The organism is Variovorax sp. P4_D9, from assembly GCF_056401695.1.
This window is the reverse complement of the sequence record NZ_JBFUIU010000236.1, coordinates 1-11,899: the sequence shown is the minus strand read 5'-3', so window position 1 is coordinate 11,899 and position 11,899 is coordinate 1. Positions and strand designations below refer to the sequence as shown.

The following is an 11,899-nucleotide window of genomic DNA, read 5'->3' as shown; positions in this document are numbered from 1 at the left end:
TCACGCCGACGGCGTACTCTGCTCCGCGAATGTCCCCCGGCCTGCGGCCTCCTCCTTTGTTTCGCTGCGCAGAGCACACCATCGACGTGATCCGTCACCGCGTCGTTGATCGACGATCAAGACACAGCGTTACCCGTGCCGGGGGCATCGGGTGGCCCCGCATCGAAATAAAGGAGGAGGCGAAGCCGGGGGACATTCGCGGAGGGGGCCACCCGGTGTCCTCGGCGCGCGCCCCGCACGTCACCAACGGCACCAAGAAGCGCCGCGACACCGACGATTGACACACTGTTTCAGGCTGATGCGTTTCATTCGCGGTCCTGCCACCCGGCGCGCCTAGATTGAAGTCGTGCCTCGCCGCTTCCGCAGGAGATCATGATGAACACCTCAGCTGCATCCAGCACCTACGAACTATGCTTCAACTCCCTCTTCAGCGACCGGCATTCCTTCTCCTTTCCATGTGACGCCGCAGGCCGTGTCGACATGGATTCGCTCGGCGAGCGGGCGCGCGTCAACTACCTGTACGCCCGCGCGATGATGGGCCTGGAAGTATCCTGGCCAGACGTGCGTCCGAACGGGCCGCACTGAGTCCCAGGCAAACGGAGGGTGAATCCATGAGCAGGAACCCCAGAACCTCGAAGGCAGGCAAGTCAGCCGCGGTCCGCGCCGCCTCCGACGCGCCGACCCGGCGCAAGCGCTCGTCGGCCGCCACCACGCAGCCCGATGAAGCGGCTGGCGAATCCGAAGAAGTCCACGCCCTGGAGGACCCGCATACCGGTCGCGTCGACATCGAGCGGCCGGCCGAGCAGGCCGACGTCTCCGTCGAGACGACCCTGCGCAGTCACAGGGCCACCGGCATCGAAGAGTTGGGACCGCCGTCGGACGAGGAGAGATCCCAGCCCTTCGAGTAGCCGCGCCTTTGCGCACTAGACTAGAACCGGGCCGCCGAATAGGGCGCGGGGTCGACGAAGGGCGTCCCGCCCTCGATCAGCTCGGCGAGCAGCCGACCGCTCGCCGGCCCCAGCGTGAAGCCCTGGTGCGCGTGTCCGAAGTTGAACCAGAGGCCCGGATGCTTCGGCGCCGGCCCGATCACCGGCTTCATGTCCACCGTGCAGGGGCGGTTGCCGACCCAGGGCTCGGCCTCGACCGGCTGCGGAAGATCGATCAGCTCGCGCGCCGCGACTTCCGCCTTGCCGAGTTGCACCGGCGTGGCCGGCGCACCGATGCGGGCGAATTCCGCGCCGGTGGTGATTCGCATGCCCTGGGCCATGGGCGCGAGCACCAGGCCGCGTTCGGCATCGAGCAAGGGCAGCCGCAGGCCGGGGCTGCCAAGGTAGTGCCGGTGGTAGCCGCGCTTGACGAACAGCGGCAGCCGGTAGCCGAGCGGCGTGATGACCTCGTCCGCCCAGGGGCCCAGCGCCACGACCGCGTGGCGCGCGACCAGCGGCCCGTCGGCCGTCTGAACCCGCCATCCGCCGGCGTCGGGCCGCAGGCTGGCGGCATCGCCCGTCAGCAGCTGTCCGCCGAGCTCAGCGAAGCGCTGCGCATAGCGCGCCACCAGCGCGCCCGGGTCGCTCACCGACCAGGGGTCCAGCCAGTGCAGCGCGCCCGCGATGCGCTGGCGCAGACCCGGTTCGGCAAGCGCCAGCGCGTCGCCGTCGAGCAGCGCATGCCGAATGCCGTAGCGCTGCGTGAGGTCGGCCGCGCGGGCCGCCGCCAGGTCCATGGCCTCGGCGGTTCGGAAACCGACCCGATAGCCCTCCTTGCGCACAAGGTCGCCGGCGGCGGACTCGGCCATCAGCAGCGCGTGCTCGCTCAGGCAGTGTTCGATCAGCCGGCTGTAGTCGAGCGCGATGGGCGCGTAGTGCGCGGGTGCCGAGGCGTGCCAGTAGCGTGCCAGGCGCGGCAGCACCGCGGGCAAGGCGCCGAAGTGGTAGTTGACGTCGATGCCGCGCTTGAATGCGGMATCGAAGACCGCCGACCAGTCGCGCGGAAAGGCATAGGGCTCCACCGCCTCGCGCTGGATGATGCCGGCGTTGCCATAGGAGGTTTCGCGCCCGGGCGCCTGGCGGTCGACCAGCGCGACGGCGTGCCCGCGCCGCGCCAGCTGCAAGGCGGTGCAGGTGCCGACCATGCCGGCTCCGAGGATCAGGACATCGCAGGACATCGGTGTGGCGCCGTGTTGGGGGCTGGGGTCATGTGTCGTGGCTCCATGGGTCGGGTCGATTATGGGTTCGCACGAGCATGCCCGCATGGCAATCTATTGAATGATCCTTTGCGATATTCGCAATGCGGCAACACTTCCTACCCCTCCCTGCGCAGCACCTCCCGTAGGTGGTCGAGAAAGGCGCGGCAGGACCCGGGCAGGGTCCGCCCGGCCATGGTCTGGACCTCGAAATGGCGTTCGTTCATCTCGCGGTCGCGCAGCGGAACGCCGACCACGAAGCCGGCCTTCAGCCGCGTGCGCAGCGCGGCCTCGCCGCTGAGCGCGATGCCGCCACCGGCCGCGGCAAACGAGATCATGGCGTCGAGCCGGTTGCTCAGGAAGACAGGCTCGCACTGCAGGCCCTGGCGGCTGCAGCTGATGTCGAACAGCTGGCGCAGCGTCGAGTAGGGCCCGGGCAGCGCCATCGGATAGCCGATCAGCTGCGACAGGGCCAACTGCCGCCGCGAGGCGAGCGGATGATCCTTCGCCATGATGGCCAGGATCGGCGACGGGTGGCGCAGCTCGACGTTGATGTTGCGCTCCGAACTGGTGCTGAGCGTGACGCCGATGTCGACGTCGCCGTCGCGAACCAGTTGCGGGATCTCGGCCTGCATGCGCACGTCCAGCACGAAGCGAATGCCCGCGTAGTCGCGCTGGAAGTCGGCGATCAGGTTCGGCAGGAACTCGGACGCGAAGCCCTCGGTGCTGGCCACCCGCACGCGGCCGGTCTGCAGCCCGCGCAACGCCTGGATGTCATCGGTCACGCGCTCGATGTCCTGCCAGGCGCGCTTGGCATGCGCGGCCAGCAGCTCGCCCGCGGCATTGGGCACCATGCCGCGCGCCCGGCGCTCGAACAGCAGCGTGTCGAGTTCGCTCTCCAGGCGTGCGATGTGGCGGCTGACGGCCGAAGGCGCGACGTTCAGGCGCTCGGCCGCGGCGGTGACCGAGCCGGTGCGCACCACTTCGAGGAAATGGCGCAACGCCRCTTCCTGCAAGACCCGCTGGCTGATGTTCTTTGGCACGGGATTACCCTCATCAAGATTGCCATTATCGCAATGAAAGTTTCCAAACATTGATATTGCTGCAGCGCTTCCGCCTTCCTACGATGAGGTCTCGCTGCTTCGCCTCGCCCCGCCAACCCACCCCACCGCCCGCCATGCACATCCCATTCCTGCGCACCGTCGGCATCGCCGCCCTCTGCACCTTCGGTCTTCACGCCCCCGGCGCCCTGGCCGACGATGCCTACCCCTCGCGGCCGATCACGATCGTGGTGCCGTTCCCGCCGGGCGGCGGCGGCGACGCCCAGGGCCGGCTGTTGGCGCAGAAGCTGAGTGAGAAGCTGGGCCAGAGCGTGATCGTCGACAACCGGCCCGGCGCCGGCACCGCGATCGGCGCCGCCTACGTCGCCAACGCCAAGCCCGATGGCTACACGCTGCTGATGAGCTCGGCCTCCACCTACACGCTGAACCCCGCGATCCGCAAGTCGCTCCCCTACGACCCGATCAAAAGCTTCGAGCCGATCGGCATCGTCAGCCGGGTCGGGCTGGTGATGCTGGCCAATCCCGCCGTCGCCGTGAACAACGTCAAGGAGCTCACGGCGGCCGCCAAGGCGGCACCCGGCAAGTACGCCTATGCGTCCTTCGGCGCCGGCACCAGCTCGCACTTCGCGGCCGAGATGGCACTGCAGGCGATGGGCATCCAGCTGATGCACGTGCCCTACAAGGGCAGCGGTCCGGCCATGACCGACCTGATCGGCGGCCAAGTGCCCTTCTCCTTCGACACGGTGACTGCCGCCTTGCCGCAAATCAAGGCCGGCAAGGTCAAGGCGATCGCGATCACGACGGCCAAGCGCTCCCCGCTGCTGCCCAACGTGCCGACCTTCGCCGAGTCGGGCTATCCGTCCGCGGTGCTCGACAGCTGGGGCATGGTGGTCGCCCCGCGCGGCTTGGCGCCGGCAGTGCATGCCAGGCTCGAGAAGGCGCTGGCCGACACCCTCGCCGATCCGGCGGTGCAGAAGGGCTTCGCCGACCAGGGCGTCGAGCCCGGCTTCGTCGGCTCGGCCCAGGCCGCCGCCCAGCTCGAGGCCGAGCTGCCGCTGATGCGCGCCATCGCGGTCCGCGCCAACATCCAGCCGGAGTGAGCCGGGTGAATAGCGCCGCCCAACCCGTCGCCCTGGTCGAGCATTCCGCCGTCGCCTTGCGGCAGATGATCGCCACCCGGGAGATCTCGCCGGTCGAACTGCTGGAGGCGTGCATCGAACGCATCGAGGCGATCAATCCCTTCGTCAACGCCGTGACGGCAACCTGCTTCGACCGCGCGCGCGACGAGGCCCGCGCCGCCGAGCGGGCGGTGCTGAAGGGCGAGCCGCTGGGCCTGCTGCACGGCCTGCCGCTGGGCGTCAAGGACCTGGAGCCCACCGCCGGCCTGCTGACCACCTTTGGCTCGCCCGCCTTCCGCGACCACGTGCCGGCGCAGGACATCGAGCTGGTGGCCCGGCTGCGCCGCGCCGGCGCCATCGTCGCCGGCAAGACCAACGTGCCCGAGATGGGCGCCGGCGCCAATTCGCGCAACCCGGTGTGGGGTGCCACCGGCAACCCCTTCGACCCCAACCTGAATGCCGGTGGCTCCTCGGGCGGCTCAGCCGCGGCCCTGGCCTGCGACATGCTGCCGGTCTGCACCGGCTCGGACACCGGCGGCTCGCTGCGCATTCCGGCATCGAAGTGCGGCGTGGTCGGCTTTCGGCCGTCGCCCGGCGTGGTGCCGAGTGTGCGCAAGCTGCTGGGCTGGACACCAATCTCGGTCGTCGGCCCGATGGGCCGCACGGTCGCGGATGCCTGCCTGCAGCTCGCCGCCACGGCCGGCATGCATGCCGGCGATCCGCTCAGCTATCCGCTCGACCCGCTGGCCTTCCTGCGGCCGCAGGCGGCCGAGCTGGGCCGGCTCCGGGTGGCGTACACCACCGATTTCGACTGCTGCGACGTCGACCCCGACATCCGCGCCACCTTCGCGGCCCGGATCGCGGCGATGCGGCACCTGTTCGCCCGCTGCGACGCGGTGCGCTTCGACCTCGGCGAGGTGCACCGCTGTTTCGACGTGCTGCGCGCCGAGGCCTTCGTCGCCGGCATGCGCGAGACCTACGAGAAAGACCCCGCGAGCCTGGGCGAGAACCCGCGCGCCAACTACGAGATGGGGGCCGGCATGAGCCTGCTCGACAGCGCCTGGGCGCAGGCCGAGCAGACCCGCATCCTGCAGCGCTTCCAGGCCACCTTCGCCGACTACGACCTGGTGCTGGCGCCGACCACGCCGGTCTCGCCCTTTCCCTGGACCCAGCCCTACGCCCGGGTCGTCGACGGCAAGCCGCAGTCCAACTACTACCGGTGGCTGGCGCTGACCTACGTCACCACGCTGACCACCCATCCGGCGCTGACGCTGCCCTGCGGCACCGACGCCAAGGGCATGCCTTTCGGCCTCCAGGTGGTCGGCCCCTTCCGCGGCGACCTCCAGGTGCTGTCGGCCGCCCTGGCGCTGGAGCAGGCCTTTGCCGCCGACCCGGCACTGCGCCGCCCGCGCCCCGACCTGGCCGGCTTGCGGATGCCGCATCCGGCGCTGGACTCGATCGTCACCGCACCGCCGCCCGCGAACTGGCGCGAGCCGGGTGCCGGCGGCGCTGCAACCTCGGTCGTGTAGATTCGATTCCCGCTTGCACGATCCCATGGCACCCACCTCCCCCGCCCTCCCCGAACTCGACCACGCGCTGGCGCAGCGGCTCGATGAATTCGCCACGGCCAACCCCGCCAGCCGCGAGCGCTTCGACGCCCATGCGCGCTTCCTGCCCGGCGCCAACAGCCGGTCGGTGTTGTTCTACGCCCCCTTCCCGCTCACGATCGCGCGCGGCGAAGGCGCCATCCTGTGGGACGCGGACAGCCATCGCTACGACGATTTCATCGCCGAGTACACGGCGGGCGTGTACGGCCACTCGGCGCCGGAGATTCGCCAGGCCGTGCTCGAGGCGATGGAGGGCGGCATCAACCTCACCGGCCACAACCTGCGCGAGGGCCAGCTCGCGCAGCTGATCTGCGAGCGCTTCCCGCAGATCGAGCGGGTGCGTTTCACCAATTCGGGCACCGAGGCCAACCTGATGGCCATCACGGCGGCATTGCACTTCACCGGGCGCAAGCGGATCGTCGTGTTCTCGGGCGGCTACCACGGCGGCGTGCTGGGCTTCGGTGCCCAGCCGGCGCCGACGACCGTGCCCTTCGACTTCCTGGTGCTGCCCTACAACGACGTGGCGAGCCTGCGGGCCGCCTTTGCGCGCGAAGGCCAGGACATCGCGGCGGTGCTGGTCGAGCCGATGCTGGGCGCCAGCGGCTGCATCCCGGGCCTGCCCGGCTTCCTGCAGGCCCTGCGCGCGCTGACGACCGAGGCCGGGGCCCTGCTGGTGATCGACGAGGTCATGACCTCGCGCCTGGCGCCGCACGGGCTGGCCGCGCTACATGGCATCACACCGGATCTGTGCACGCTGGGCAAGTACATCGGCGGCGGCATGCCCTTCGGGGCCTTCGGCGGACGCGCCGACATCATGGCGCTGTTCGACCCGCGCAGCGGGCCGCTCGCCCATTCCGGCACCTTCAACAACAACGTGGTCACGATGGCGGCGGGCCATGCCGGGCTGACGCGGCTCTTTCCGCCCGCCGCCGCCGGCGCCCTGGCGGCGCGCGGCGCGGCACTGCGCGAGCGGCTCAACGCCCGCTGCGCCGAAGCCGGCGTCGCGCTGCAGTTCACCGGCGTCGGCTCGGTGATGAACGCGCACTTCGTGGCCGGCGAGATCCTGCGACCCGAAGACCTCGCGGCAGTCGACCCGCGCTGGCGCCAGCTGTTCTTCTTCCACCTGCTGGCACGTGGCATCTATGCCTCGCCGCGCGGCTTCATCGTGCTGTCGCTGCCGCTGGGAGACGATGCGATCGCGCGCTTCGAGCAGGCCGTGGCCGACTTCCTCGCGGTCCACGCGGGCCTGCTGCCCCGCCGTTCCGCGGAGCTGGCCAGCTAGGCCGCCAACAGCCCAGCCACCTTCTTCGGCGCCTCCTTGATCAGGTCGAGCGCCTCCTGGTGGCGGGCGCGCAGCTGCTCCTCGGCGTCGAGCGCCTTTTCCATCGAAGCCCGCAACGCGGCATAGGTGCTGCCGCCCATCGCGATGACCTGCCCGACGTAGGGCGTGACTTTTTCGTAGAGCGCGAAGTCGAGTTCGGCCAGGCGCATCTGGGCTGCGACCAGCTCGGCCACTTCGGCATGGAACTCGACCTCGAAAGAGGCCAGCGCCTCGAGGCTGGCCTTGCCCGAGGTGAGGGCCTTGAAGGTGGCCCACATCATCGAATGCGCCGTCGAAGCGAGCGTTCTCGCCAGCGCCGCCAGCGCGCCTCGCGTATCCGAGCGAAGCTGGTCGTCGCGGCTGCGCGTGCATTTCTCCCTCTCGAGCTTCGACTGGCGCCAACCCGCGAGCGCGCCTCCGACGATCCCGGCGAGGGCACCGATCGCCACGCCCAGGACCACTTCGAATCCTTGATTCATTTCTTGTTTGGCGGCTTGAGGCGGTCGTAGCCGCTCAATTCGAGAAAGCCCTCGCCTGTGGAACTGCCGGTCACCTTCACCGGCCCTTCCCAATAGACGTTCGCGGTCGTCTGGGACGAATCGAATTCACCATCGGGATGGAAGGGCTTGACGGCATAGGTCCCGGACGGCAGCTTGAGTCGCCATTCGACGACGTAGCGGATCCCGGTCTTCGGGCTGGTCCAGGTGCTGCCCGGCGTCAACTCGACGTCGCTGGCCTTCAGCGCGACCGCTCCCACGGCATTCGACACCGTGCCGGCGGTCATGACCTTGCGCCCCTCCATGTCGAACAGCTCATAGAGCATCACGTCGGAGCCGTCTTCCAGGTGCAGGGCAAACCAGTTCCAGCCCAGCAACAGGACATCGAAATCGCCCCATTGATGGTCGAACCACACGTCGCCGCTCACCGGGACCGGATCGCCACCGATCGAGATCTCGCCCTGCGCCGAGATGCGCGGGCGCGAGTAGTAGTAGCTAACGCCGCTCTTGCCGAAGTCCAGCAGCCCCGGCGTGGCCGAATCCGCGGCCCGGTGCGCGACCACCGGGTGCGCATCCTCGAGATCGAGCGTAAGGGAAGCCCCCTCGAACGATGCACGCAGGGCATGCGCCGGGCCCGATGCCACGACCTGCCAGCCACCCTGCCTGAAATCGTATCCGTTGGCGACGCTCCTGGCGGGCATGCCGCCGGTGCGGTTCTGGCTGGTAAAGCGCTTGCCGGTCTGCAGGTCGGTCAACGCCGCGTGCATGACCGTCTGCTTGACCAGCCCGTTGGCGACGAAGACGGCGACATGGAAGGCATAGCGATTGCCCGTCTCGGCATCGAGGATGCCGTTGTAGTACCACCATTCCATGCTGGAGCCATGCGGCGCATGGTCGGCCGGCAGGTTCAGCGGCGGCAGGGCCGCCGTGCGTTCCGCCGGCTTCTTGCCCGCTGCGACCGGCGCGGTCGGCACGGTGGCGAGCGGCGGCCGCTCTGACGCCGACAGGTAGAACAGGCCCGCGCCGACCACCGCGATGACGGCGACCATGGCGGCGAAGAAGATCCACAGGCCTTTCCTTCGGGCCCGCCGGCGGCGGGACGAACGCGAACGGCCGGAGCCGGAGCCGGAGCCGGAGCCGGAGCGTCGGTAGATTGGGGATTGGTCGTCGGCTTTCATGGTCAGGGCATCCTTTGGCTTGCGGCCTTGGCGCGCACCGCGTCGTCCGGCCCGGCCGACATCGAGATCGCCGCCATCACTCCCACGATAGCGGGAATCATCAGCAGCACCATGAAGATCGGTGCGAGCCGGCTGGTACCGCCCGTTCTGAGCAGCAGCGCACGCATGGTGTCAGGGTCCTTTCCGGGCAGGGCGAGAATCATCGAGATCCGCTTCCTGCAGAGCCGATAGTAGGCGGCATCCGCATACAAGGGCGGCAGCAGCAGGACAAGAAGCCCGGCCGCCAGCGTCACGACGGTGACGGCCGCCGGGCCGAAGGCGGCCGCGATTGCGGTGGCGAAACCGATGACGACGCCGGGCACGAAGGCATAGAGCGCCGCGTTTAACCAGCTCTTGCGGTAGAGCAGCCAGGCGAACGTAGCGAAGAAAGCCGGCCAGTGCCAGCCAACAGAGGTCTTTCCGTCGCGATCGAACTGCGCGAACTTGCGCAGGTAGTGCTTCAGACTCGCATCGCCGATCACGAGCGAATACAGCTCCTCCTGGCTCTGCGCGACCCGCGACGAAGACCGGCCGGAAGGACGGCCGGGCGCCGCGCCGCATCGGGCGCAGGGCTGGTCGCCGGCCCCGGGAGGCATCAAGCTGCCGCATCGAGCGCATTTCATCGTCAACGATTACCAGGTCATCGCAGGTCAGGCCGGTCCCGAGCGTATCAGTTACATCCTGAAGCGGGAAATTGCCACCGGAGCTGCGTGAGTTTTTGACAACGCCGGTGGGCTGCCGCAGCGTCCTGCGGACGCGTCCGGGCGACACGGTGGCACGGGTCGGCGGCGACGAATTCGTGCTGCTGCTGGAAGGCCTGTACGCCATCGAGGACTGCGTCCAGGTGGCCGACCGGATCCTGCGCGCCTTCGCGCAGCCCTTCGAGGTCGCTGGCCGGCGGCTGCGCATCTCGTGCTCGCGAAGCACACATGTCCGTCGACACGGCCGACCAGCTGCAACTGCAGAGCGATCATCGCCAAGCCCTGGAGGACGACCAGCTCGAGCTCTACTACCAGCCGAAGATCCATGGCAGGCGCCATCGCCTGAGCGGCCTGGAGGCCCTCGTCCGATGGAACCATCCCCGACTGGGTGTCGTCGGTCCCGACACCTTCATCCCGCTGGCCGAGCGCTTCGGCCTGATCGGTCCGCCTCGGCCACTGGGTCATCAACGAAGCCTGCCGGCAGGTCGCGGCTTGGGGCAACGAAGGCCGCACATGCTCGTGGCCGTGAACCTTTCCGTGCATCAGCTGCGCGAGGTCTCCCTGGTCGACTCGGTCGAGGAAGCGCTCCGGCGGCACGGCCTGCTGGGTTCGCAGCTGATCTGCGAGATCACGGAGTCGGTCGCGATCCAGGAGCGCGAGATCACGACCCGGATCTTCGAGGGCCCGGCCCGCATCGGCGTCCACCTGTCGATCGACGACTTCGGCACCGGCTATTCGAGCCTCAGCCAATTGCGTGACCTGCCGGCGCGGCAGTTGAAGATCGACCGCAGCTTCGTCAAGGACATCGAGCGCAAGGCGGACGCGCGCGCCGTGGTCGAGGCCGTCATCCAGCTGGCCCATGCCCTGCGCCTCACGGTCGTGGCCGAAGGCGTCGAGACACAGGGACAGCGCGACGTCCTGCTGACCCTCGGCTGCGACGAGCTGCAAGGCTACTTCTACGCGCGGCCGATGCAAGCTTCGGCGGTGCTGGGCTGGACCATGGACCCGTCCTCGGCCCTGATGACGCTGGCCGCGTAGACGCGCCCGATGCGCCGCGCCGGGCTCAGGCCCGCGCGTGCGCCGCTGCCAGGCACTGCTCGAACAACTGCGCGGCCGGCGATGGCTGCGGTGCGCGGCGCACGATGGCCACGAACCTGCAGTCGTAGTGGAAACTGTCCGGCCGCAGCGCCCGCACCTGGCCCCGGCGTTCGAAGGCCTCGGCATAGTGGTCGGGCAGGAAACCCAGGAATCGCCCGGACAGGATCAGCGTGGCGATCGACTCCTGGTCGAAGCCGGTCGCCGTGCGAACCAGCCGTGCCTGGTGGCTCAGGTCCATGTTGGGCGAGTGATAGCCGAGGCCGGCGAAGGCGTGTCCTTTCAGGCGCGCCCAGGTCAGCGCGCCCTGCGGGGCGTCGAACAGCGGATGCCCGGCACCGCAATAAAGCAGCATCTGCTCGCCGAACAGGTCGGTGTAGTAAAGACTGGTGGAACTGCGGTGGGCCGGGATCACGCCGACATGGAAGCTGCCGTCGATGATGCCGCGCTCGATCGCGTTGATGGTCGCAACGTGCATGCTCAGGCTGACGTCCGGCGCCTGGTCGTTGAAGCGCCCGATGGCCTCGCCGATGCGCGCCTCGGGATTGGTGGCGGTCTTGTCGAACACCGCCACCTCGAGCCGGCCGCCCATGCGCTGGTGGATGTCGTCGATGCTTTCGCGGAAGGCATCGACCGATGCCAGCAGGCGCAGGGTCTCGCGGTAGACGCGCTCGCCTTCGGGCGACACCGCGAAGCCGCCGCGACCGCGCCGGCACAGCACCACCCCGAGTCGCGTCTCCAGGTCCTTGACGTGACGGCTGACGGTGGAGGTCCCGATGTTGAGCTCGAGCTCGGCGGCCGCCATGCCGCCGCACTCGACCACGCTCTTGAAGACCCGCAGCAGCCGCAGGTCCATATCGCTGAGCTGACCCAGCACGGCCTTCGATTTCGCGCTCTTCATTACTTTCATTATTCGTCAAGTGAACATTGATATCGGTGTCTTTTTCCAAGTATGAGGGATGCCAACAATGGTTGCCACCGCAACACAATGCCCGCCTGCCCCGCGGGAAGATCCCATGACCGACCTGACCTTTCCTTCGCCGGCGCCCGCCGTGCGCACCGATGCCGCCTGGCTCGACGCCCACTGGATGCCGTTCACC

General features: G+C 68.9%; 13 protein-coding genes and 1 pseudogene. 8 read left to right on the top strand and 6 right to left on the bottom strand.

The window, feature by feature from the left end; all coding sequences use genetic code 11:
• The 3 genes from AC1DY5_RS23970 to AC1DY5_RS23960 all read left to right on the top strand — a co-directional run.
• A partial coding sequence (locus tag AC1DY5_RS23970; RefSeq protein ID WP_478115397.1) for a hypothetical protein occupies nucleotides 1–281 on the top strand: 281 nt, incomplete at its 5' end.
• Between the two features lie 94 nt (nucleotides 282–375).
• On the top strand, nucleotides 376–585 hold the full coding sequence (locus tag AC1DY5_RS23965) for a hypothetical protein (RefSeq protein WP_478115395.1): 210 nt from the start codon (nucleotides 376–378) through the stop codon (nucleotides 583–585).
• 26 nt (nucleotides 586–611) lie between these two features.
• Nucleotides 612–908, top strand: a complete 297-nt coding sequence (locus AC1DY5_RS23960) for a hypothetical protein (RefSeq protein ID WP_478115393.1) — start codon at nucleotides 612–614, stop codon at nucleotides 906–908.
• Between the two features lie 20 nt (nucleotides 909–928).
• On the opposite strand, the gene AC1DY5_RS23955 is transcribed toward AC1DY5_RS23960, so the two are convergent.
• The gene (locus tag AC1DY5_RS23955; protein ID WP_478115391.1) at nucleotides 929–2,164 is read right to left on the bottom strand and encodes an NAD(P)/FAD-dependent oxidoreductase; all 1,236 of its coding nucleotides are present in this window, start codon (nucleotides 2,162–2,164) and stop codon (nucleotides 929–931) included.
• 137 nt (nucleotides 2,165–2,301) lie between these two features.
• A complete protein-coding gene (locus AC1DY5_RS23950) occupies nucleotides 2,302–3,213 on the bottom strand; it encodes a LysR family transcriptional regulator (RefSeq protein ID WP_478115402.1) in 912 nt (303 codons plus the stop codon).
• Between the two features lie 146 nt (nucleotides 3,214–3,359).
• Here AC1DY5_RS23950 and AC1DY5_RS23945 point away from each other — a divergent pair, with 146 nt between their 5' ends.
• The 3 genes from AC1DY5_RS23945 (at nucleotide 3,360) to AC1DY5_RS23935 (ending at nucleotide 7,250) form a co-directional block, all read left to right on the top strand.
• On the top strand, nucleotides 3,360–4,343 hold the full coding sequence (locus tag AC1DY5_RS23945; protein WP_478115390.1) for a Bug family tripartite tricarboxylate transporter substrate binding protein: 984 nt from the start codon (nucleotides 3,360–3,362) through the stop codon (nucleotides 4,341–4,343).
• 65 nt (nucleotides 4,344–4,408) lie between these two features.
• On the top strand, nucleotides 4,409–5,890 hold the full coding sequence (locus AC1DY5_RS23940; protein ID WP_478115399.1) for an amidase: 1,482 nt from the start codon (nucleotides 4,409–4,411) through the stop codon (nucleotides 5,888–5,890).
• 25 nt (nucleotides 5,891–5,915) lie between these two features.
• Nucleotides 5,916–7,250: an aspartate aminotransferase family protein gene (locus tag AC1DY5_RS23935; protein WP_478115388.1), complete on the top strand. Its 1,335-nt coding sequence runs from the start codon at nucleotides 5,916–5,918 to the stop codon at nucleotides 7,248–7,250.
• Here the strand turns inward: AC1DY5_RS23935 and AC1DY5_RS23930 are convergent.
• Genes AC1DY5_RS23930 through AC1DY5_RS23920 form a run of 3 tightly spaced genes read right to left on the bottom strand, consistent with a single transcriptional unit; the run spans nucleotide 7,247 to nucleotide 9,485 of the window.
• Nucleotides 7,247–7,768, bottom strand: coding sequence for a hypothetical protein (locus AC1DY5_RS23930; protein WP_478115387.1), 522 nt, complete (start codon nucleotides 7,766–7,768; stop codon nucleotides 7,247–7,249). The two genes, AC1DY5_RS23935 and AC1DY5_RS23930, sit on opposite strands and share 4 nt — an antisense overlap.
• Nucleotides 7,765–8,964 carry a lipocalin family protein gene (locus AC1DY5_RS23925; RefSeq protein ID WP_478115385.1) on the bottom strand — a complete coding sequence of 400 codons (1,200 nt, stop codon included), beginning with the start codon at nucleotides 8,962–8,964 and terminating at the stop codon, nucleotides 7,765–7,767. The genes AC1DY5_RS23930 and AC1DY5_RS23925 overlap by 4 nt, the downstream gene beginning before the upstream one ends.
• A gap of 2 nt (nucleotides 8,965–8,966) precedes the next feature.
• Nucleotides 8,967–9,485 (bottom strand): DUF2628 domain-containing protein, encoded by a 519-nt coding sequence (locus AC1DY5_RS23920; RefSeq protein WP_478115383.1) that lies wholly within the window; start codon nucleotides 9,483–9,485, stop codon nucleotides 8,967–8,969.
• Between the two features lie 248 nt (nucleotides 9,486–9,733).
• On the opposite strand from AC1DY5_RS23920, the pseudogene AC1DY5_RS23915 reads away from it, so the two are divergent.
• Together AC1DY5_RS23915 and AC1DY5_RS23910 are read left to right on the top strand one after the other, a co-directional pair.
• A pseudogene (locus AC1DY5_RS23915) lies at nucleotides 9,734–9,865 on the top strand (hypothetical protein); the annotation flags it as partial.
• Between the two features lie 67 nt (nucleotides 9,866–9,932).
• Nucleotides 9,933–10,742, top strand: a complete 810-nt coding sequence (locus AC1DY5_RS23910; RefSeq protein WP_478115381.1) for an EAL domain-containing protein — start codon at nucleotides 9,933–9,935, stop codon at nucleotides 10,740–10,742.
• Nucleotides 10,743–10,767: 25 nt separating this feature from the next.
• Here AC1DY5_RS23910 and AC1DY5_RS23905 read toward each other — a convergent pair whose 3' ends face one another.
• Entirely contained in the window at nucleotides 10,768–11,709 is a 942-nt protein-coding gene (locus AC1DY5_RS23905; RefSeq protein WP_478115379.1) for a LysR family transcriptional regulator, read from the bottom strand.
• Nucleotides 11,710–11,899 lie beyond the last annotated feature (190 nt).

Excerpts from the sequence above, each read along its gene's own strand:
- AC1DY5_RS23910 (WP_478115381.1), top strand. The coding sequence starts at position 9,933 with ATGTCCGTCGACACGGCCGACCAGCTGCAACTGCAGAGCGATCATCGC.
- AC1DY5_RS23905 (WP_478115379.1), bottom strand. The coding sequence starts at position 11,709 with ATGAAAGTAATGAAGAGCGCGAAATCGAAGGCCGTGCTGGGTCAGCTC.
- AC1DY5_RS23935 (WP_478115388.1), top strand. The coding sequence starts at position 5,916 with ATGGCACCCACCTCCCCCGCCCTCCCCGAACTCGACCACGCGCTGGCG.
- AC1DY5_RS23965 (WP_478115395.1), top strand. The coding sequence starts at position 376 with ATGAACACCTCAGCTGCATCCAGCACCTACGAACTATGCTTCAACTCC.
- AC1DY5_RS23925 (WP_478115385.1), bottom strand. The coding sequence starts at position 8,964 with ATGAAAGCCGACGACCAATCCCCAATCTACCGACGCTCCGGCTCCGGC.
- AC1DY5_RS23945 (WP_478115390.1), top strand. The coding sequence starts at position 3,360 with ATGCACATCCCATTCCTGCGCACCGTCGGCATCGCCGCCCTCTGCACC.
- AC1DY5_RS23960 (WP_478115393.1), top strand. The coding sequence starts at position 612 with ATGAGCAGGAACCCCAGAACCTCGAAGGCAGGCAAGTCAGCCGCGGTC.
- AC1DY5_RS23930 (WP_478115387.1), bottom strand. The coding sequence starts at position 7,768 with ATGAATCAAGGATTCGAAGTGGTCCTGGGCGTGGCGATCGGTGCCCTC.
- AC1DY5_RS23940 (WP_478115399.1), top strand. The coding sequence starts at position 4,409 with ATGATCGCCACCCGGGAGATCTCGCCGGTCGAACTGCTGGAGGCGTGC.